The sequence below is a fragment of the Amphiplicatus metriothermophilus genome (assembly GCF_900199215.1).
Lineage (GTDB): Bacteria > Pseudomonadota > Alphaproteobacteria > Caulobacterales > Parvularculaceae > Amphiplicatus > Amphiplicatus metriothermophilus.
The window spans coordinates 232,446-252,083 of sequence record NZ_FZQA01000004.1; the positions used below are offsets into that span (position 1 = coordinate 232,446).

At 66.6% G+C, this 19,638-nt stretch carries 16 protein-coding genes and 1 pseudogene; 6 read left to right on the forward strand and 11 right to left on the reverse strand.

Features of this window, described 5'->3' with window-relative positions; all coding sequences use genetic code 11:
* Window positions 1-48: 48 nt before the first annotated feature.
* The 3 genes and pseudogenes from argE to CHB64_RS10755 all read right to left on the reverse strand — a co-directional run bounded on the left by argE (window position 49) and on the right by CHB64_RS10755 (window position 3,343).
* Window positions 49-1,206: an acetylornithine deacetylase gene (gene argE / locus CHB64_RS10745; RefSeq protein ID WP_089412624.1), complete on the reverse strand. Its 1,158-nt coding sequence runs from the start codon at window positions 1,204-1,206 to the stop codon at window positions 49-51.
* A 51-nt stretch (window positions 1,207-1,257) separates the two neighbouring features.
* Window positions 1,258-2,346: pseudogene (locus CHB64_RS10750) on the reverse strand (homocysteine S-methyltransferase family protein); the annotation flags it as partial.
* A 70-nt stretch (window positions 2,347-2,416) separates the two neighbouring features.
* Complete coding sequence (locus CHB64_RS10755) at window positions 2,417-3,343, reverse strand: LysR family transcriptional regulator (RefSeq protein ID WP_089412626.1); 927 nt, start codon at window positions 3,341-3,343, stop codon at window positions 2,417-2,419.
* A 123-nt stretch (window positions 3,344-3,466) separates the two neighbouring features.
* Here CHB64_RS10755 and CHB64_RS10760 point away from each other — a divergent pair, with 123 nt between their 5' ends.
* Window positions 3,467-4,093: an FMN-dependent NADH-azoreductase gene (locus tag CHB64_RS10760; RefSeq protein WP_089412627.1), complete on the forward strand. Its 627-nt coding sequence runs from the start codon at window positions 3,467-3,469 to the stop codon at window positions 4,091-4,093.
* A 112-nt stretch (window positions 4,094-4,205) separates the two neighbouring features.
* Here the strand turns inward: CHB64_RS10760 and CHB64_RS15790 are convergent, their stop codons facing one another.
* From CHB64_RS15790 to CHB64_RS10775, 3 genes are all read right to left on the reverse strand, one after another.
* The gene (locus tag CHB64_RS15790; RefSeq protein ID WP_089412628.1) at window positions 4,206-5,132 is read right to left on the reverse strand and encodes an FKBP-type peptidyl-prolyl cis-trans isomerase; all 927 of its coding nucleotides are present in this window, start codon (window positions 5,130-5,132) and stop codon (window positions 4,206-4,208) included.
* A gap of 59 nt (window positions 5,133-5,191) precedes the next feature.
* The gene (locus CHB64_RS10770) at window positions 5,192-6,982 is read right to left on the reverse strand and encodes an SLC13 family permease (RefSeq protein WP_200815326.1); all 1,791 of its coding nucleotides are present in this window, start codon (window positions 6,980-6,982) and stop codon (window positions 5,192-5,194) included.
* 153 nt (window positions 6,983-7,135) lie between these two features.
* Complete coding sequence (locus tag CHB64_RS10775; RefSeq protein ID WP_089412629.1) at window positions 7,136-7,405, reverse strand: usg protein; 270 nt, start codon at window positions 7,403-7,405, stop codon at window positions 7,136-7,138.
* 294 nt (window positions 7,406-7,699) lie between these two features.
* Between CHB64_RS10775 and CHB64_RS10780 the strand changes: the two genes are divergently transcribed.
* Both CHB64_RS10780 and CHB64_RS10785 read left to right on the forward strand, forming a co-directional pair.
* Window positions 7,700-8,914 carry a type III PLP-dependent enzyme gene (locus CHB64_RS10780; protein ID WP_089412630.1) on the forward strand — a complete coding sequence of 405 codons (1,215 nt, stop codon included), beginning with the start codon at window positions 7,700-7,702 and terminating at the stop codon, window positions 8,912-8,914.
* A gap of 127 nt (window positions 8,915-9,041) precedes the next feature.
* Window positions 9,042-10,082, forward strand: coding sequence for a 1,9-bis(guanidino)-5-aza-nonane synthase (locus tag CHB64_RS10785; RefSeq protein ID WP_089412631.1), 1,041 nt, complete (start codon window positions 9,042-9,044; stop codon window positions 10,080-10,082).
* Window positions 10,083-10,099: 17 nt separating this feature from the next.
* Here the strand turns inward: CHB64_RS10785 and CHB64_RS10790 are convergent, their stop codons facing one another.
* The 3 genes from CHB64_RS10790 to CHB64_RS10800 form a co-directional block, all read right to left on the reverse strand.
* Window positions 10,100-10,411, reverse strand: a complete 312-nt coding sequence (locus CHB64_RS10790; RefSeq protein WP_089412632.1) for a hypothetical protein — start codon at window positions 10,409-10,411, stop codon at window positions 10,100-10,102.
* Window positions 10,412-10,527: 116 nt separating this feature from the next.
* Window positions 10,528-10,839 (reverse strand): hypothetical protein, encoded by a 312-nt coding sequence (locus CHB64_RS10795; protein WP_143266004.1) that lies wholly within the window; start codon window positions 10,837-10,839, stop codon window positions 10,528-10,530.
* Window positions 10,840-11,044: 205 nt separating this feature from the next.
* Window positions 11,045-11,569 carry a hypothetical protein gene (locus tag CHB64_RS10800; protein WP_143266005.1) on the reverse strand — a complete coding sequence of 175 codons (525 nt, stop codon included), beginning with the start codon at window positions 11,567-11,569 and terminating at the stop codon, window positions 11,045-11,047.
* 169 nt (window positions 11,570-11,738) lie between these two features.
* On the opposite strand from CHB64_RS10800, the gene CHB64_RS10805 reads away from it, so the two are divergent.
* Window positions 11,739-12,701, forward strand: coding sequence for a calcium/sodium antiporter (locus tag CHB64_RS10805; RefSeq protein ID WP_089412635.1), 963 nt, complete (start codon window positions 11,739-11,741; stop codon window positions 12,699-12,701).
* Window positions 12,702-12,712: 11 nt separating this feature from the next.
* Here the strand turns inward: CHB64_RS10805 and CHB64_RS10810 are convergent, their stop codons facing one another.
* Entirely contained in the window at window positions 12,713-14,791 is a 2,079-nt protein-coding gene (locus CHB64_RS10810; RefSeq protein ID WP_089412664.1) for a glycoside hydrolase family 97 protein, read from the reverse strand.
* A gap of 311 nt (window positions 14,792-15,102) precedes the next feature.
* Here CHB64_RS10810 and CHB64_RS10815 point away from each other — a divergent pair, with 311 nt between their 5' ends.
* Window positions 15,103-16,500 carry an alpha-amylase family glycosyl hydrolase gene (locus CHB64_RS10815; protein WP_200815327.1) on the forward strand — a complete coding sequence of 466 codons (1,398 nt, stop codon included), beginning with the start codon at window positions 15,103-15,105 and terminating at the stop codon, window positions 16,498-16,500.
* Window positions 16,501-16,538: 38 nt separating this feature from the next.
* Window positions 16,539-18,059 (forward strand): tryptophan halogenase family protein, encoded by a 1,521-nt coding sequence (locus tag CHB64_RS10820; RefSeq protein ID WP_089412666.1) that lies wholly within the window; start codon window positions 16,539-16,541, stop codon window positions 18,057-18,059.
* A gap of 10 nt (window positions 18,060-18,069) precedes the next feature.
* Here CHB64_RS10820 and CHB64_RS10825 read toward each other — a convergent pair whose 3' ends face one another.
* Window positions 18,070-19,581, reverse strand: coding sequence for a tryptophan halogenase family protein (locus CHB64_RS10825; protein ID WP_089412636.1), 1,512 nt, complete (start codon window positions 19,579-19,581; stop codon window positions 18,070-18,072).
* Window positions 19,582-19,638 lie beyond the last annotated feature (57 nt).

Here is a 19,638-nt window from a genome sequence, read left to right on the forward strand (position 1 = left end):
ACTGGGATCAAAACTCGATCATCGCGCGGCTCGTCTCCGTTTCGGCGCTCAGGCCGCCAGCCGGGCGATCAGCTTGCGCAGAAAAGCCGTCGCTTCGGCCACCTGCGCGATCGCGATGAACTCGTTCGGCTGGTGCGCCTGGTCGATCGACCCCGGACCGCAGATGACGGTCGAAAAGCCCGCCTGCTGAAACTGGCCGGCCTCGGCGGCGTAGGCGACCACGTCGGTCGCGTTCCGGCCTGTCAACGCCTTAGCGAGATCGGCGGCGGGATTATCCGCCTGCGGCGCAAGCGGCGGAGCGTCGGTGAGCTGGATCGTCTCTATGCGGCAGCCGGGGGCGCGCGCGCGCATCTCCGCCTCGACGCCGCGGGCGTAATCCTCGAACTCCTCGCGCGCCGCGCGAGCCGAATCGCCGGGAACGGCGCGGCAGTCCCATTCGAACACGCATTCGCCCGCCATGATGTTGAGCTGCGTGCCGCCGCGAACGACATTGACGGTCATGGTCGTATACGGCGGATTGAACGGCGAGTCCGGATCGGCCTCGCGCGCGCGCCGCTCGCGCATTTCGACGACCTTGCTGACGAGCTTCGCCGCCGCCTCCACCGCCGAGACGCCGCGCTCGGCCTGGCTCGAATGGGTCGTGTATCCCGTAACGCTTGTGCGGAAGGAGGCGATGCCCTTGTGCCCGTCGATCACGTTCATGCAGGTCGGCTCGCCGACGATCACCGCCGAGGGCGCGGGCAGCCTGTCGCGAATTTCGCGGATCATGTGCGGCGCGCCGAGAAGGCCGATCTCTTCGTCATAGGAAAGCGCGAAGATCACCGGCCGCTTGAGGCCCGCCTCGGCCATTTCCGGAACGAGCGAGAGCGCGACGGCGCAAAAGCTCTTCATGTCCGTCACGCCGCGCCCGTAGAGCTTGCCGCCCTTCTCGACCACCGTGAACGGGTCGGTGTCCCACTGCTGCCCTTCGACCGGCACGACGTCCGTGTGCCCTGAGAGCACCACCCCGCCTTCGACCTTGGGGCCGAGCACCGCGTAAAGGTTGGCCTTTGTCCCGTCTTCGTTCGGCACGCGGAAGGTCTCGGCGCCGTATTGCTTCAGATGCGACTCAACGTCGTCGATAAGCGGCAGATTCGATTTCCACGACGTCGTGTCATAGGCGACGAGCCGGGAAATCCAGTCGATCTGGGTTTTGAGATCGGTCATGAAGCGACCAAAGCCCAGATGCTCCGGCGATGCAAGCCCGGCTCAACCGGCGAGCACGAACGGCTCGAGCCCCGACAGACGCATGGCGCGTTCGGGCCTCGGCGGGCGGCGAGGCGGCAGGCCTTCGACCGCTTTCGCGAAAGCCGCGATATGGGCGGGCGTCGTGCCGCAGCAGCCGCCGACGATGTTGAGAAGGCCGGATTCGGCCCACTCCTTCAGATGCGCCGTCATCGACTCCGGCGTTTCGTCGTACTCGCCGAAGGCGTTGGGCAGACCGGCGTTCGGATAGGCCGACACGTAGCAATCGGCGACGCCCGCCAGCGCCTCCACGTAAGGCCGCATGAGATCGGGCCCGAGCGCGCAGTTGACCCCGACGCAAAGCGGCTTGCCGTGGCGGACCGAATGCCAGAAGGCCTCCGGCGTCTGGCCCGACAGCGTGCGGCCCGACTGGTCGGTGATGGTCACCGACAGCATCAGCGGAACTTCGTAGCCGAGCGCGTCGAACACCTCGCCCACGGCGAAGATCGCCGCCTTGGCGTTCAGCGTGTCGAAGATCGTCTCGATCAGCAGCGCGTCCGCCCCGCCTTCGAGAAGCCCGCGCGCGGCCTCGCCGTAAGCTGCCGCGAGCGTATCAAAATCCACATTGCGCTTGCCGGGGTCGTTGACGTCCGGCGACAGCGACGCGGTGCGGTTGGTCGGCCCGACGGCGCCCGCCACGAAGCGCGGGCGATCATCCGTAGACGCCGCATCGGCCGCCGCGCGCGCCAGCCGCGCGCCCTCGACGTTGAGTTCGTAAGCGAGCGCTTCCATCCGATAGTCGGCCTGCGCGATCGTCGTCGCGGAGAAGGTGTTGGTCTCGATGACGTCGGCGCCGGCCGCGAGATAGGCCTCGTGCATCTGGCGCACGATTTCCGGCCGGGAGAGGATCAGCGCGTCGTTGTTCCCCTTGAGGTCGCAGTTCCAGTCGGCGAAGCGCGCGCCGCGGTAGCCCGCCTCGTCGAGGCCGTAGCCCTGGATGTAGGTGCCGGCCGCGCCGTCGAGCACGAGAATGCGCTCTTCGAGCGCCGCTTTGAGGGCGGCGATGCGGGCCTGGCGGCCGGGAAACGGGTCCCTGGCGGGGTCGAGGGCGGAATCGGGCATGGAGGCTCCTTTCGCCAACGATATAAAGAAATCTTTATATGTTTGGCAAGCCCGGCGCGCCGGCCCCTCTTCAGCGCTCGGCCGGAAACAATCCTTCGTCCCAGTACGGATCGCCGCCGAATTTCTCGATCACGGCGTCGGCGAAGGCGCGCACCCGCGCCGAGACCTGACGCGTAGGCGGATAGACGAGGTGCACATGCGCGCTCGTCCATTCATATTCCGTCAGCACGGCTTCGAGCGCGCCCGCGCGCAGATGGCGGTGCAGGATGAAGGTCGGATCGCACACGAAGCCGCACCCGCCCGCCGCGATGTCGGCGAGAAACTCGCCGTTATTGGCGAGGGCGCTGACCCGCGGCTCGACGACGCCGCTGTCCCCGCCCGGCCCCCAGTACCGGATCGCGCCCGGCCGGGGAACGTTCGAATAGGCGAGATAGGAAAGCCCGGCGAGGTCGCGCGGATGGCGCGGCCGGCCGTGCGCGCGCCAGAACGCCGGCGCGGCTGCGACCACCGCGCGCACGGGGCAGAGCTTGCGCGCGATCAGGCTCGAATCGGCGAGCTGGGCGATCCGCACGGCGACGTCGAATCCCTCGCCGACGATGTCGACGAAACGGTCGGAGAAATCGACTTCGACCGTGACTTTGGGATGGCGTCGGGCGAAGTCGGCGATGAGGGGCTTCAGATGCGCGAGGCCGAAGGAGAGCGGCGCGGCGATCCTCAGATTACCTGAAAGAGCCCCATGGCCTTCGACCGCCTCGGCCTCCGCCTCCTCGATGTCGGCGAGAATGCGCCGGGCCCGCGCGAGAAACGCCGCCCCCGCGTCGGTAAGCGTGAGCTTGCGCGTGGTGCGCGCGAAAAGCTGCACGCCGAGCCGCGCTTCGAGGTCGGCGAGCCGCCGGCTCATCGCTGATTTGGCGATGCGCCGCTGGGCGGCGGCGCGGCTGATCGAGCCCGCCTCGGCGATGCGCACGAACGACTCGATCTCCTCCAATCGGCTCATTGTTCTTAATTTATCAACAATAATTTCTGAAACTAACGACTTATACCCTTAACAGCAACAATTACTTTCGCCCCGTCGAGATCATCGCCTCCCCGAGGCCCTCGCCGCGAAAGGACCCAAGCCATGAAGCCGCTCAACATTCTCCAGATCCACGCATCCATTCAGGGCGAGCGCTCCGCGACCCGGCGCCTGTCCGACGCGCTTCTCGCCGCCGTCGAAGCCGAAGGCGTCGCCGTAGCGGCAAACCGGCGCGATCTTTCCGAAGGCGTCCCGCTGATCGACGCAGAATGGGCCGCGGCCAACGGAACGCCGCCCGAGCAGCGCTCGGCCCGCCAGAACGCCGTCCTCGCCTTTTCGGAGAGCCTGATCGAGGAGATCGAGGCGGCGGATATCCTCGTCATCGGCGTTCCGGTCTACAATTTCGGGATCCCCGCCGCCCTCAAGGCCTGGATCGACCTCATCGCCCGCGCCCGGCGCACGTTCCGCTACGCCGAGAACGGCCCCGAGGGCCTGCTCAAGGGCAAGCGGGCGATCCTCGTCGCCGCTTCGGGCGGCACGCAGATCGGCTCGCCGGCCGATTTCGCCGCAAGCTATCTCAAATTCGTCCTGGGCTTTCTCGGCATCACGGACGTGACGATCATCGACGCGGCCGGCCAGGCGACCGATGCCGCCGGCGCCGAAGCGCGCGCGCGAAAAGCGATCGCCGACACGGCGAAAACCCTCGCCGCGGACGTCGCCGAAGCGGCCTGAGCCTTGCGCGGCGTTCCCTCCGTCATGGCGGCGACCGGCCCCGGACCTTCGGGTCCGGGTTTTTTCGCCATTTAGGCCGTGTACGGATGGGCGTGCCCTGTAAGCGACTCGCCTACTTCACCTCAAGAAGCTCCACCTCGAAAACGAGCGCCTCGTTCGGCCCGATGGGCCCGTTCGGCGTGCCGGTCTCGCCATAGGCGAGTTCGGGCGGCAGATAGAGCTTGAACTTGTCGCCCTCGCTCATGAGCTGCACGCCCTCGGTCCAGCCGGGGATGACCTGCGCCAGCGGGAACTCCGCCGGCTCGCCGCGCTCGTGAGAGCTGTCGAACAGCGTGCCGTCGATCAGCCTGCCCTCATAATGCACGCGCACGATGTCGGCGTCCGTCGGCGAGGCGCCGCCTGCCGGCCCCTCCGCCAGCACCTCATATTGCAGTCCGCTCTCAGTCGTTTTCACGCCGGGGCGTCTGGCGTTCTCCTCGAGGAACTTCCGCGCCGCTTCGGCGTTGCGTTGCGGGTTCGTCGCCTTCAGAAGCTCCACGTCGAAGATCAGCGCTTCATTGGGGCCGATCGGCCCGCCGGGCGTGCCCGTTTCGCCATAGGCCAGATGCGGCGGGATGTAGAAGCGATAGCGGTCGCCCTCGCTCATGAGCTGCACGCCCTCGGTCCAGCCGGGAATGACCCGATCGAGCGGAAAGCGCGCCGCCGCGCCGCGCGCGCGGGAGGAGTCGAACTCCACCCCGTCCGTCAGCGTGCCGACATAATGGACCTCCACGATGTCGCTCGCCGCCGGGCTGTAGCCGTCTTCCGGCCCTTCGGCGAGAACTTCGTATTGAAGGCCGCTTTCGGTGGTTTTCACGCCCTCGCGCCTGGCGTTCTCTTCGAGAAACTTCTGCGACGCGGCGAGATTGGCCGCGGCGACGTCTTCGGCCGTCGCCGCCGCGCCTGATTCGTCCTCGGGCGCCGGCGTCTCGTCCTCGCCGCCGCAGGCCGCGAGCGCGAAAGCCGCCGCGCCCGCCATCAGAATCATTCTCGCCGTCATAAACTCGCTCCGTCGCTTGGGGGGGCGGACCCTAGCCCGGAACGCCGGGCGCGTCACGATCAGGTCTGGAGCGGCCAGATTATCGGGATCAACGCGAGCGCGATGAGCGCCGTGAGGACGCTCAACGGTCCGCCCAGCCGCACATAGTCGAGAAACCTGTAGCCGCCGACGTTATAGACGAGCGTGTTGGTCTGATAGCCGACCGGCGTCAGAAAGCTCGCGCTCGCGGCGAACATCACCGCCACGACGAAGGGGCGCGCATCGACCCCGAGGCTCTCGGCCAGACCGATGGCGATCGGCGTCATGATCACCGCCACGGCATTGTTGGTCACGAGCTCGGTCAGGGCCATCGACAGCAGATAAACGAGCGCCAGCGCCGCGATGGGCGCGGTCGCCCCAAGCGCGGGCGCGGCGGCCGCGACGATCATCTCCACGAGGCCGGCGTTCTCGACTCCCTCGCCCACCGCCAGCATCGCCAGAATGAGCGTCAGAATGCGCCAGTCGACAGCGGCGAAGGCCTCGTCGGGCTCGACGCAGCGCGTCGCGAGCACGACGGCGGCGCCCACCACCGCGAGGCCCGCGATCGGCATGATGCCGACCGCCGCGCCGGCGACCACCGCCAGCATGGTGGCGATCGCGATCGGGGCGTGGCGGCGACGCACGGCCCGTTCGGCCGGCTCGACGACGTTGACGAGATCGTTGTCGTCGACGAGGCGTTTGAGGTCTTCCGGCGCGCCTTCGATCAGCAGCGTGTCGCCGACTTCGAGCGGCGTCGTCTCGAACCGTTCGGCGAGATTGGCGCTGCGCCGGTGCAGCGCGATGGGATACACGCCGTAGCGTCGCCGCAGGCGCAAATGCCGCAAGGTGCGGCCGATGAAACGCGCGCCCGGCGCCAGCAGAATTTCGACGACGATGGTCTTGCGCGAGCTGATGGGCTGCACGCCGCCCGCCTGCGGCGCCTTGACGGCGCCTTCTTCCTTCATGGTCAGGATTTCCGCGACCGGCGAGCGCAGCACCACGATGTCGCCGGGCTGAAGGACGACGTCGGCCATCTCCCGGCGCAGCGAAAGATCGCCGCGCACCACGTCGACGACCCGGCGCTCGGCCTCGTTGAAGGCTTTCACCTCGAGCGGCTTCATGCCGATGAAAGGACTGTCGTCCTCCACGACGATCTCCACCAGAAAACGCGGCGTCTCCCCGCCCCCGAGCAGGGCGGCGGTCGTCGTCCTCTCCGGCAGAAGTCTGCGGAACAACGTGAGAAACACGACGCCGACCGCCGCCGTCGCGAGCCCCAGCGGGGCGATCTCGAAGATGTGAAAGGGCGCAAGACCATGCTCGCGCGCCACGCCGTCCACGAGAAGATTCGTGGACGTGCCGATCAACGTGCAGGTTCCGCCCAGTATCGCCGCATAGGAAAGCGGAATCAGCAGCCGCGAGCCCGATTCCTTCAGGCGTTCGGCGAGCCCGACGGCGATGGGAATCATCAGCATCACGAGCGGCGTGTTGTTCATCACCGACGACAGCGCGGCGACGACGAGAAGAAAGCCGAACGTGATGAGGCGCGGGCGCCGCTGCGCGCGGTCGATCGCGGCGCGCGCCAGGACATCGATGACGCCGGTCCTGACCAGCGCCGCCGACAGAACGAACATCGCCCCGATCGTCACCGGCGCAGGATTGGCGAGCGCCGCGACGAGATCGTCGCTCGAAATCAGTCCGAGCGCCAACATGACGCTCGCCGCCGCGAGCGCGCTCACTTCGGGCGCGCGCAGCTCCATCGCGAAAGAAACGAACAGCAGGACAAGGACGATCGCGGCGGCGTAAGGCGCGAATGCGTCCAGACCGAAAAACAAGGCGGGCTCTCCGACGGCTAAAAGGCCGCGGACAGTGCACGCAAAGAAAGCCGGCGGTCAACTGCGCGCGCCGACGGCGCGCGCCCGCCGGGCGAATCGTTCGGCTACGGAATGGGAGCCTTCCCTAGACGGCGCCCGACGCCCTCGCCGAATTCAGTTGAGGCTGAACAGGGTCCCCGCCTCTATCTCCGCCGCGGAGATCACCTTGCGGCCGGCGACCCGGACCGAATGGATGGGCCCTTCGAGCTCGCGCATCCAGAAGGCCAGGAACCGCGACAGCGCCGGATATTTCGGCGCGATGTCGTAGTCCTGCCAGACGAAGCTCTGCAGCAGGCCCGGATGGTCCGGCATGTGATAGAGAATTTCGGCCGTCGCCAGACGATAGCCTTCGAGCTGGCGGCGGAAAGCGCGATCCGACTGCATACGCTTAACGACCTCTCGTACAGTCCAATCCACCTTTTGATTCTAGCGCGGAAAGATTGTGCGAAGCTGAATCGGAAGGCAAGTCTCGAAAGCTGTTTTATCATTCAAATTCAATAAGTTAGCAGCCTTCTCGCGAGGCTGCTGCCAAGTGCGGCGGCGAAGGCGCGGGCGGGCAAGCGCGAAAATCCCTTTACAAGCGCGGCGACAATTTCTATGTCGCGGGTTCGCCAATCCCATGGAACCTGGCCGCAAGATTGGCGTTGTGGTGAAGCTGCTGTTGCGAGGTTCCATGAGATGGAAAGGTCAAAATCCGCGCTTGCGCTGGTCCTAGAGTCGCGTCCGGACCTCCCCGTTCATTGCTTGCGCCCCCACGCCGCCGAAGCGGCGGCGCGCTGGTTTCTGCGCCATTTTCCCGGGGACGTCCTCTACGCGGTCAAGGCGAATCCGCACCCGGCGATTCTCGACGCGGTGCACGCCGCCGGCGTGCGCTGGTTCGACGTCGCCTCCATGCCGGAAGTGGCGCTGATCGCCGGACGATTCCCCGACGCCAGACTCGCCTTCATGCACCCCGTGAAAGCGCGCTCGGCGATCCGGCGAGCCTATTTCGATTACGGCGTGCGCGTCTTCGCCCTCGACAGCATGGACGAGCTCGCCAAGATCGTCGCCGAGACGGGCGGCGCGAAGGATCTGCATCTGGTGATCCGGATCGCGGTGTCCGGCGACTACGCCCAGCACAAGCTGTCCGGCAAGTTCGGCGCGGCCGGCGCGGAAGCCGTGACGCTTCTGCGCGAAGCGCGCGCCCACGCCGCCGAACTCGGCGTGAGCTTCCATGTCGGCTCGCAATGCATGCGGCCTGAAGCCTGGCGCGTCGCCATGCAGGCGACGGGCGAGCTTATTCGCCACGCCGGCGTCACGGTGGATATCGTCGACGTGGGCGGCGGCTTTCCGGCCGCCTATCCCGGCCTCACGCCGCCGCCCCTCGACCAATACATCGCCGAGATCCGCGACGCGTTCGAGACCATGCCGGTTCTCGAGAACGCCGATCTGTGGTGCGAGCCCGGCCGCGCGCTCTGCGCGGAAGCCGGCAGCCATATCGTGCGCGTCGAGGCGCGCAAGGACGACGCGCTCTATCTCAACGACGGCGGCTACGGCGCGCTGTTCGACGCCGCCCATGACGGGCTCGTCTTTCCCGCCCGCCTGCTGCGCGCGAAGGGCGGGCCGCGCCGGCCGCTCAAGGCGTTCCGGCTCTACGGGCCGACCTGCGATTCCATCGACGCCATGCCGGGGCCGTTCTTCCTGCCCGCCGACGTGCATGAAGGCGACTATATCGAGTTCGGCCTGACCGGCGCCTATGGCGCGACGCTGGCCACGCGCTTCAACGGCTTCGGCGAGTATGAGGAGGCGATCGTCGCCGACGCGCCGCTCACCTCGATGTACGGACTCTCCGGACGCCGTCAGACGCAGGGCAACGTCGTCGCCATGGCGAGACGCAGCGGCGGGAAGGCATGACCCGCGCCCGCCCGCTGGCGAAGCCGCGATAATTTCTTTAAGGCGAACCCCATACGGCCCTCCGCGCGTCGTGACGCGACGCGGCCCGGATCCGGTTTCCGCAACGTTGACGAGAGGAACCGATCGCATGACCGACAACCGCAAAGCCGAACTGCTCTCCGCTCCCGTCGAGCATATCGACATCGCGTCGTTCGACGCGCGCCCGATCATCGACGCCTGGGAGAAGATGAGCTTCACGAGCCGCGACGCGGCGCGCGCGGCGCGCATTCTCAACGCGGCGCTCGAAGACAGGGACTGCTCCGTCATTCTCACCCTGGCCGGATCGACCTCGGCGGGCGGGTGCATGCATGTCTGGCGCGACATGGTCAGGAACAACATGGTCGACGCGATCGTGGCGACAGGCGCCTCGATCGTCGACATGGACTTCTTCGAAGCCCTCGGCTTCAAGCACTATCAGGCGAAGGAAATCCCCGATGACAAGACGCTGCGCGATCTTTATATCGACCGCATCTACGACACCTATATCGACGAGGAAGACCTTCAGGCCTGCGATCACACGATCAAGGACATCGCCGATTCCCTTCCCCCCGGTCCGATGTCCTCGCGCGCCTTCATCGCCGCCATGGGCAAGTGGCTCGCCGACGGCAATGCGAAGAAAGAAGGCTCGCTGATCGAGGAGGCCTGGAAGGCCGGCGCGCCGATCTTCTGCCCGGCTTTCTCCGACTCCTCGGCGGGCTTCGGCCTCGTCAAGCACCAGGCCGAGCGCATCAAGGCGGGCGAGCCTTACCTCTCCATCGACTCGGTGGCGGATTTCCGCGAGCTGACGGAGATCAAGATCAAGGCCGGAACGACGGGGCTTTTCATGATCGGCGGCGGCGTGCCGAAGAACTTCGCGCAGGACACCGTCGTGTGCGCGGAGATCCTCGGCCATGAGGACGTCGAGATGCACAAATACGCCGTGCAGATCACCGTCGCCGACGTGCGCGACGGGGCCTGTTCATCCTCTACGCTGAAGGAGGCCTGCTCCTGGGGAAAGGTGGACACGGCGCTCGAACAGATGGTCTTCGCCGAAGCGACGAGCGTGGCGCCGCTCATCGTCTCCGACGTCTATCATCGCGGCGCGTGGCGGAACCGCGAGCCGCGCCGCTGGGCGAAGCTGTTCGAATAGTCCCTCTACGGACCGTTTCAGGGAGGGCGCGCCCTTTCCGGCGCGCCCTTGTCCTTGCGCGCCATATGCGCGATCCGATAGGCCGCGCAGCCCGCCACATAGGCGAGCGCCAGCTCGAATGCGCGGTTGAGAAACGCGCTCGCCCAGAACGTCGCCGCGCCGATCAGCGCCGCATACAGATGATACGCGATCAACGCGACATGCAGCAGAAAGAGCGGAACCGGAAACCAGCGCCCCCGCGACAGGCGTGCAAAGCCGGCCGCCAGCGCCGCGTCGATTCCCGCATAGGCGAACGGCCGCAGGTCCGGCGCGACCCATCGCCAGACCACAAGCGAAGCCAGCCATCCCGCCGTCAGATAGTGCGCGGCCGCGAGGATCGCCCGCGACCGCGCTCTGGCGGCGAGCGCCAGGGTCGCGCCGCACAGGGCGGCGTAAAAGGCGATGGTTATCCAAGCCCCAGTATCGATGCGACCGCCTGCGCCGGATCCTTCTTGGGCACGCCGCCGGACGCCTGCAGCACGCGCGCGCCTGCCTCCGCCGCCCGGACCGAGAGCGCCTCATGCGCCTGGCTGGCGGCTGTCGCGAGAGTCATAACGGCGTTCTGGAGACTCGCAAAAGCCTCCGCGCCGGCCGTGGAGCCGAGCTTTTCATTCGCCGCCTTCGCCGCCTCGGCGCCGGTCGCGACGACGGCGGCGAGCGCCAGAAGCTGCTTTTCGAACCGCAGCAAGGCCAGTTGTTCTTTACGAATGTCTGTCATGGTGATCGTGTCCCTGGTTAACGGTTGAGTTACGCAACAGGGACAACTTTAGCGTGTGATCAGGCGCGGGTCAGCCCCCGCGACGCGTCGGACGAAAGGCCTCGCGTGACGAGAGAAGACGATCTTTATGCGGCGCGCGTCGCCCGCACGATGTGGCGGCTGGCGCGGCGTCGGTTTCGCGCCGCGGCCGCAGGCGGCGCGCCGCTCAACGCGGGCGCCGCTCGCGCGCCTGAAAGTAAAGCTGCGCAGCCCGGCGCGGCGCCTCCGCCAGACGGGCGGGCGGAATCGGATGGTCCGGAAAATCTTTCGGAATTTCTTCGAGCACTGGCCGCAGAACTTGAACGAGACGATCCGGACCCCGACGGTTCGTGAGCCGGCCCAGCGCCTCATAGGCGTTGGCCGCCGCTTCCGCGGCGGTCTCGACGGCCTCGATCGGCGCTTCCGGCAGAACGAGGCCGATCACCGCCGCAAGAAGCTCGATGTCGGGAGACGGCTCGCCGTCGCGCCGGCGCGCCGCGAGGTCGCTCACCCCGGCGCCGGCCGCGTACAGATCGTCGAACGTCACCGCGCCCGCGCAGGCCTCGACGATCCGCCGGGCGAGAACGGGCGAAGACGGCGCGCCGCCGCCGAGAATCCGGACGATCGCGCCCGCCTCGACGCCCAGGCGGGCGGCGAAGGCGGACGGGCTCTCCCCCGCGGCGGCGAGATAGTCCTCCAATGGATGGGTCATGAAGCCCTCACCGCGACGCCCGTAAAGCATCGGCCGATAAGGCGAACAAGCGGTTAACGCCGCAGGCGCGCTTTTCGGCGAATCGGCCGACGCAAAATATTCGCCGTCGCCTCTGGCGCCGGCGCGCCGGGCTTGCGACATGACGGCCCGCTGATCCCGGGAGTTTTCCATGGCGGACTGGTTCTCGATCCTTGCGGGGCTCGTCATTCTGACGCTGGGGGCGGAGCTTCTGATCCGCGGGGCGACCGCGCTCGCGCGCCGGTTCGGCCTTTCGGAGCTTCTGATCGGCCTCACCCTCGTCGGCTTCGGCACTTCGACGCCAGAGCTGGTTTCGAGCGTTCAGGCTTCGCTGCTCGGCTCAGCGGGCGTCGCCGTCGGCAACGTCGTCGGCTCGAATATTGCGAACATCCTTTTGATCCTCGCCCTGTCGGCGCTGATCGCGCCGATCCCTTCCGAGGCGCGCGCGTTTCGCCGCGACGCGCCGACGCTCGCCTTCGCGACGGTTCTCGCCGCGCTCGTCGCCCTTACGGGAAGCTACGGGCGCCTCGCCGGCGCCGGCTTTCTTCTCGCCATCGCAGCCTATATCGCGCTCGCCTATCTCACAGAACGCGCCGCGCCCGACTCGCCCGAGACGCAGCGCCACAAGGAAGAAGCCGCGGCGCTGCCGGCTGGCCCCCGCTCGCTCATCCTCGACATCGTCATGGCCGGCGCAGGCCTGGGCCTGCTGATGGTCGGCGCGAAGCTGCTCGTTTCCGGCGCCATCGCCGTCGCCGCCGCGCTCGGCGTGTCCGATACGATCATCGGGCTGACCGTCGTCGCGATCGGCACCTCGCTGCCCGAGCTCGCCACATCGGTCATGGCCGCCCTGCGCGGGCGCAGCGCGCTGGCGCTGGGCAATGTCGTCGGCTCGAACATCTACAACCTTCTGGGCATTCTCGGCGTCACGGCGCTGATCGCGCCGGTTGCGGTTCCGGCCCAGATTCTCCGCGCCGACATGTGGGTGATGCTCGCCGCGACCGCCGCGATGATCTTCTTCACCCTGACCCGCAACCGGATCGAGCGCTGGGAAGGCGGCGCGCTGCTCGCCGGCTACGCCGCCTATGTGGGCTGGCTGATCGCGGCCGCGGGGTAACCGGGTTCGCCCTAAGGCGCCGGGCGCAGGCGCGCGGCCGCGCCGCCGCCGGGCGCGAGCGGCAGGGCGAGCGCGTCGGCGCGCGTCACGCGGCGTTCTTCGACGACCAACGCGTAAGGGTTCGTCTCCCAGTGCGCGTCCGGCCCGTCGCGATAGATCTCCGCGACATAGGCGCGCCCCTCGTCGAGAAAGTCGAGCGGAACGGTCAGGTCGCGGGCCTCTTCATCCGTCAGCGCGCCCACGAACCAGTCCTCCCCGCCCCGCTCCTTGCGCGCGAAGACGACATAATCGCCCGCTTCGCCGGCGAGCGCGCGGCTTTCCTCCCAGTCGGTCGGCGCGTCGAGGATGAACTGAAAGGCGTCGGGGCGCTTTTCGTAATTCTCCGGCAGATCGGCGGCCATCTGGATCGGGCTATAGAGGACGACATAGAGCGCGAGCTGCTTGGCCAGCGTCGTCTGCACCCGGCTCGCCGGATCGTGGCGCGGCATGTCCTCGCGCACGGGCGGGCGCCGGTTGGGCTCGAGATCGAAGATCCCCGGCGTGAAGTCCATGGGGCCTGACAACATCCGCGTGTAAGGAAGAATGGCCGTATGCTCCGGCGGGTTCGGCGGCAGGCCCCAGGCGTTGAATTCCTGCCCGCGCGCCCCTTCCCGCGCGATCCAGTTTGGATAGGTGCGCCGCAGCCCCGTATCCTTGATCGGCTCATGGGCGTTGATGCTGATCTTGCGCTTAGCGGCCTCTTCGAGCACGCGCAGATGATGGTTCGCCATGAACTGGCCGTCGTGATATTCGTAGCGCGCGATCCCTTTTTCATCGACGCGCTTGATGCGCCCGGCGTCGGCGACATAGCCCGTCTTGACCTGGCGCACGCCGAGCCGCTCATAGAGATCGAAGGCGTCGGCGAGCTGATTTTCGTAATTCGCGACGTTCCCGGACGTCTCGTGATGGCCGATGAGGCGTACGCCCTTCTCGCGCGCATAGGCCGCCACTTCCTCGATGTCGAAATCGGGATAGGCTTCGGTGAAGCTGAAGACGTCGCCGTTATTGTACCAGTCGCCGTCCCAGCCGACGTTCCACCCTTCGACCAGCACGCCCTTGAAGCCGTATTTCGCGGCGAAGTCGATATAGCGCTTCGCTTCCTCCGTCGTCGCGCCGTGCACGCCGTCGCGGCCCCAGGTTCGCTCGCGGATATGCATCGCCCACCAGATCCCGACATATTTTCCGGGCTCGACCCAGGAGACGTCGCCGAGCCTGTTGGGCTCGTTGAGGTTAAGGATGAGATCGGAATTGAGAAGGCCGACTGCGTCCGGCGCGATCTGGATCGTGCGCCAGGGCGACGCGAACGGCGTTTCGGTCTTCACCAGCACGCCGTCGCTCCAGGGCGCGAGGTCGGCCCTGAAGGTCGCGGGTCGGGCCTGCTTCAGCGCCATGCCCGAATAATCGACGAGCGCGGCTTCGTGGATGCTCAGATGGGCGCCCGACGGCGCGCGCAGGGTGATCGGCGTGTGCGCGGCGTAGACCTCCTCGACCGGCGTCGTCTCGTAGAGATACTCGTAGCGGTTCCACTGGCGCGCCGGTATCCACCAGGCGGTCGAGCCGGCGGGCGCGGCGAACTCGGTCAGCTCCTCGACGATCTCGACCTTGCCGAGACGCTTCTGCCTGGGAACCTCGTAACGAAAGCCGATCCCATCGTCGAAGGCGCGAAAGCGGGCGAAGAACCGCCGCGCCGGTCCCTCCCGCGAGACGAACTCCACCAGCAGCTCGTTATGCCGGTCGCGGACGAAACGGCGCTCGCCCCAGGGCTGCTCCCAAATCTCGTCCTTCGCGGCCCGCTTGACAGAGGCGATGGCGAGGCCGTCGTCGAAGCCGTGCTGATCCTTGAACAAAAGGCCGAGGCGGGACGGCGCGATCAATGTCTCGCCGCGAAATTCGACGGCGTAGCGGGCGAGGCCGCCCTCGTCCGTCACCGTCACCACGATTTCGCCGTCGGGGGAGGACAGCCGGGCCTCCTCCGCCGACGCCGCGCCGAAGCCGGCGAACGCCGCCGCAAGCCCCGCCGCCGTCGCCGCCCAAATCCGCCCTGTCCGCATCGCGCATCCTCCCTCGATCATTCGGCCGCAGCCTTCTTCGTCCGCGTTCCCGCCAGCCTACCGGGATTGCAATATTTTGCAACTATGAGCGCGAAGTTTGCCGCCGCCGTCGCGCGTCGGGCCGCGGGATCAGGATGGTCGCCAGGTGCCGCTTACGTGTTTTTATGTGAAATCAGCTAGCAAGAAGACCCCTTTCGCAGCTCTCGATCGCGACACCGGACGGGCTTGCAATATTTTGCAAATTTTCTGCAGATCGCTTATGCTCCCGAACGCGCGCCGAACCCGGGCGCGCGAGGGGAAAGGGAGCGGTCATGATCCGGCGTCGCCGCATGGCGCAAGGCCTCGCGCTGCTGTTTTCGCTCGTCGGCGCCTGCCAGTCGGCGCCGCCCGCTGAAGAGTCGCGCTCTTACGCGCCCAAGCCTTACGTGGAGGTCGTCCATCCGACATGGACGCGCGACGCCGTCATCTATCAGCTCAACACGCGGCAGTTCTCCGAAGAGGGAACTTTCGCCGCCGCGCAAAAAGCGCTGCCGCGCCTCAAGGATCTCGGCGTCGACATCATCTGGCTAATGCCCGTCCACCCGATCGGCGAAGTCAATCGAAAAGGCTCCCTCGGCAGTCCGTATGCGGTGAAAGACTATTACGGCGTCAATCCCGAGTTCGGAACGCTTGAGGATCTGAAGGCGTTCATCGACGCCGCGCATGATCTGGGCATGTATGTGATCCTCGATTGGGTCGCTAATCATACGGCGTGGGACAATGTTCTCGTGACGGAGCATCCGGACTGGTACGAACGCGACTGGAAGGGCGATTTCATGCCGACGCCCTGGTGGGACTGGTCCGACATCATAGACCTCGATTATTCGAAGACGGCGTTGCGCGAATATATGGCGCAAGCCATGAAATACTGGGTCGAAGAGGTCGGCGTAGACGGTTTTCGCTGCGACGTGGCGGGCTATGTGCCGCTCGACTTCTGGGAGGTCGTCCGGCGCGAACTCGAAACCGTCAAACCCGTGTTCATGCTCGCCGAATGGGAAGGGCGCGACGCGCATGCGCGCGCATTCGACGCGACTTACGCCTGGAGCTGGAACAACGCCGTTCACGCCGTCGCCAAGGGCGAGGCCGATGTCGGCGCGCTGTTCGGCTATTACTCCAACAACGAGAGCGCTTGGCCGCAGGACGCCTATCGCCTGGTCTATATCAGCAATCACGACCAGAACGCCTGGGAGGCCACGCAGTTCGAGCGGTTCGGCGACGCGCTGGAGGCGGCGATCGTCCTGTCGGTCGTCGGCGAAGGCATGCCGATGATCTATAACGGCCAGGAAGCGGGCAACGAAAAGCGCCTCGCCTTCTTCGAGAAGGACCCGATCGTCTGGCGCGAGCACCCGATCGGCGCGCTTTACAGGAAACTCTTCGCGCTGAAACGCGCGGTCCCGGCCCTCGCTAACGGCGCGACCGGGGCGCGCATGATTCCCGTCGTCAACGACGCGCCGTCGAAAGTGCTGAGCTTCGTCCGCTTCAAGGATTCAGCCGGCGTCTTCGCCGTCTTCAATTTTTCGCCTGAGCCGCGGACGGCGCGCTTTGAAGAAAGCCTGCATCACGGTGCCTATATGAATTACTTTTCGGGCGAGGAGATCGTCTTCGACGGGAAGACAGCGCTGACGCTTGAGCCCTGGGGCTATCGCGTTTTCGTCAAGGCGCGGCGATGATCGGGCCCGCGCCGGAAGACAGGAAGAAAGGGCGAACCATGTCGCCCGATGACCGCCTTATTCGCCGCATCGTGATCGCCGGCGGCGGCGCCGCCGGCTGGATGACGGCCGCGGCGCTCGCCAACGCACTGCAGGGTTCGGCCCGCATCACGCTCGTCGAATCGGAAGATATCGGCATTGTCGGCGTCGGCGAGGCGACCATTCCGCCGATCAAGGTTTTCAACCAGTCGCTGAAAATCGACGAAGCAGACTTCATCGCCGCCACGCGCGGCTCCTTCAAGCTCGGCATCGAGTTCGTGAACTGGACGCGGCTCGGCCATCGCTACTTTCATCCCTTCGGCCAATACGGCGCGGATTTCGACGTCGTTCCTTTGCACCAATACTGGCTTAAGCTGCGCGCGCAGGGCGACGAGACGCCGCTTCAGGAATATTCCCTGGCCTGGGCCGCGGCAAAGCGCGCGCGCTTCGAGCGGCCGATCCCGGACCGGCGGCGCATCCAGTCGACCTTCGACTACGCCTATCATTTCGACGCCGCGCTCTATGCCCGCTATCTGCGCGGCTACGCCGAGGCGCGCGGCGTCGAACGCCTCGAAGGGCGCATCGCGCGCGTCGCCCTGCGCGGCGAAGACGGCTTCGTGGAGAGCCTCATTCTCGAAGACGGCCGCACGGCGGAGGGCGAGCTTTTCATCGACTGCACGGGCTTTCGCGGGCTCCTTATCGAGGACGCCTTGAAGACCGGCTACGAGGACTGGACGCATTGGCTGCCCTGCGACCGCGCCGTCGCGGTCCCTTGCCGGCATGAGGACCCGGATCGGCTTGATCCGTACACGCGCGCGACGGCGCGCGAGGCCGGCTGGCAGTGGCGCATCCCCCTGCAACACCGCGTCGGCAACGGCTATGTGTACAGCAGCGCGCATATCGGCGACGACGAGGCGGCCGCCGTCCTGTCGTCGAATCTCGAAGGAGAGCCGCTCGGCGAGCCGCGACTGCTTCGCTTCACGACAGGCCGTCGAAAAAAATTCTGGAACAGGAACTGCGTCGCGATCGGCCTTGCGGCGGGCTTCATGGAGCCGCTTGAGTCGACCTCGATCCACCTCATTCAGTCCGGGATCACGCGGCTGCTCGCGCTGTTCCCGGACCGGGCGTTTCACCCCATCGCAGCGGCGGAATACGATCGCGCCACGGCGCTCGAATATGAACGCATTCGGGACTTCCTCATTCTGCACTATCATGCGACGTCGCGGCGCGACGCGCCGCTTTGGCGTTACTGCGCGTCGATGTCCATTCCGGAGACGCTGCAATACAAGCTCGACCACTTCCGCAGTTACGGCCGGCCCGTCTCCCCCGGTTTCGAGCTCTTTCAGAATCCGAGCTGGCTCGCCGTGCTTATCGGCCAGGAAGCGACGCCGGCGCGATACGATCCGCTCGTCGACATGCGCGCAAAAGTCGATGCGGCCGGAATCATGGCCGGCCTGCGCCGCGTCATAGACGAAGCCGCCGAAGCGATGCCGACGCACAAGGCGTTCATCGCGCGCCTCGTCCCCGCGCAGGCGCAATAGTCCGGCGCGATCAGGCCGGCGCGGGCGCGGCGCAATGGCGGGCGATGAAATCCTCATGACGCGGCATCGCCTCGACGGCCCGTTCGATCAGGATACGGATATCGCCCAAAAAGCCGTCCAGCTTTTGCGGCGCGAGCCCGTCCGCCGCGGGATGATAACGCTCCGGGCGGACATGCTGACCCAGCATCACCTGCAGCCAGCCGACTTCGGTGAAAAGCTCCTCATGCTCACGGTATATGCGACCGGCGCCCCGGAACAGCTCGATCTTCGCGGCAAGCGCGTCGGGAACGGACATCGCCGCGCATTCCCGCCAGAACGCGGAATCCGTGCGCTGATTGGCGTGATAATGCAGGATGAGGAAGTCCCGAATGCGTTCGAATTCGAAACGCGACTGTCTGTTGTATTCGGCGATCAGCGCCGGATTGAAGCGCCGGTCGGGAAACATCGACACGAGGCGGCCGAGCCCGGACTGGATGAGATGAATCGAGGTCGACTCAAGCGGCTCCATGAAGCCGCTCGCCAGGCCGAGCGCCACGCAGTTCTTCACCCACATTTTCCGGCGCATCCCGGTCGTGAAGCGCAGAAAGCGCGGCTCGTCGAGCGGCTCGCCTTCGAGATTCGACAAAAGAACGGCGGCCGCCTCGTCGTCGCCGATATGCGCGCTGCAATAAACATGGCCGTTCCCGACGCGGTGTTGCAGGGGGATTCGCCACTGCCAGCCGGCGCGCTGCGCCGTCGCCTGGGTGTACGGCCGCATCGCGCCGCCATGCCGGCAGGCGACCGCGACCGCGCGGTCGCAGGGCAGCCAGCGCGTCCAGTCCTCATAGCCGGCTTCCAGGGCGCCTTCGATGAGGAGCCCGCGAAAGCCCGTGCAGTCGATGAAAAAGTCCGCCTCGAGACGTTTTCCGTTCTCCAGAACCACGGCTTCGATGAAACCGTTCTCGCCGCGCCGCGCCGCGTCGGCGATCCGGCCTTCAAGCCGCTCGACGCCGCGCGCCTCGGCGTAGCGACGCAGATAACGCGCATAAAGCGACGCATCGAAGTGAAATGCGTATTTGATCCCGGCCAGCGGCGAGTCGCCGACCCGCTCTAGCCGGGAGAACCGGTTGTTCTTCGCCGCTTCCGCGTTCAGCGAATAGTCCCACAAAGGCGCCCGTTTTCCTTCCGCCTGCGCGCGCAGCCAGTAGTGGTGAAAGGGCGAAAGGCCGAGCGGCAGACCGATGTCGCCGAAGGCGTGGATATAGGAATCGCCCAGCCGCGCCCAATTGTTGAACTGAATGCCGAGCTTGAAGGTCCCGCGCGTCTCGCGCAGGAACGCGTTCTCGTCGAGCCCCAGAAAATTGTTGATGTGGCGGATCTGGGGGATCGTCGCCTCGCCGACGCCGACGGTTCCGATCTCCTCGGATTCGACCAGCCTTATGGAGAGGGACGCGCCGAAGGCGCGGGCGAGCACCGCCGCCGCCATCCATCCGGCGGTTCCGCCGCCGGCGATCAGAACGCTTCGAATCGGGTCGTCGTTCATGCAGGCGCCGCCCTCTTGGCCTCGATCAGCCGTTCTTAAAGGCCGCGCCGCCTTGCG

Bases quoted from the DNA above. Each gene is read 5' to 3' on its own strand.
- argE (WP_089412624.1), bottom strand. From the start codon at position 1,206: ATGACCGATCTCAAAACCCAGATCGACTGGATTTCCCGGCTCGTCGCC.
- CHB64_RS10755 (WP_089412626.1), bottom strand. From the start codon at position 3,343: ATGAGCCGATTGGAGGAGATCGAGTCGTTCGTGCGCATCGCCGAGGCG.
- CHB64_RS10760 (WP_089412627.1), top strand. From the start codon at position 3,467: ATGAAGCCGCTCAACATTCTCCAGATCCACGCATCCATTCAGGGCGAG.
- CHB64_RS15790 (WP_089412628.1), bottom strand. From the start codon at position 5,132: ATGACGGCGAGAATGATTCTGATGGCGGGCGCGGCGGCTTTCGCGCTC.
- CHB64_RS10775 (WP_089412629.1), bottom strand. From the start codon at position 7,405: ATGCAGTCGGATCGCGCTTTCCGCCGCCAGCTCGAAGGCTATCGTCTG.
- CHB64_RS10780 (WP_089412630.1), top strand. From the start codon at position 7,700: ATGGAAAGGTCAAAATCCGCGCTTGCGCTGGTCCTAGAGTCGCGTCCG.
- CHB64_RS10785 (WP_089412631.1), top strand. From the start codon at position 9,042: ATGACCGACAACCGCAAAGCCGAACTGCTCTCCGCTCCCGTCGAGCAT.
- CHB64_RS10795 (WP_143266004.1), bottom strand. From the start codon at position 10,839: ATGACAGACATTCGTAAAGAACAACTGGCCTTGCTGCGGTTCGAAAAG.
- CHB64_RS10800 (WP_143266005.1), bottom strand. From the start codon at position 11,569: ATGACCCATCCATTGGAGGACTATCTCGCCGCCGCGGGGGAGAGCCCG.
- CHB64_RS10805 (WP_089412635.1), top strand. From the start codon at position 11,739: ATGGCGGACTGGTTCTCGATCCTTGCGGGGCTCGTCATTCTGACGCTG.
- CHB64_RS10810 (WP_089412664.1), bottom strand. From the start codon at position 14,791: ATGCGGACAGGGCGGATTTGGGCGGCGACGGCGGCGGGGCTTGCGGCG.
- CHB64_RS10815 (WP_200815327.1), top strand. From the start codon at position 15,103: ATGATCCGGCGTCGCCGCATGGCGCAAGGCCTCGCGCTGCTGTTTTCG.
- CHB64_RS10820 (WP_089412666.1), top strand. From the start codon at position 16,539: ATGTCGCCCGATGACCGCCTTATTCGCCGCATCGTGATCGCCGGCGGC.
- CHB64_RS10825 (WP_089412636.1), bottom strand. From the start codon at position 19,581: ATGAACGACGACCCGATTCGAAGCGTTCTGATCGCCGGCGGCGGAACC.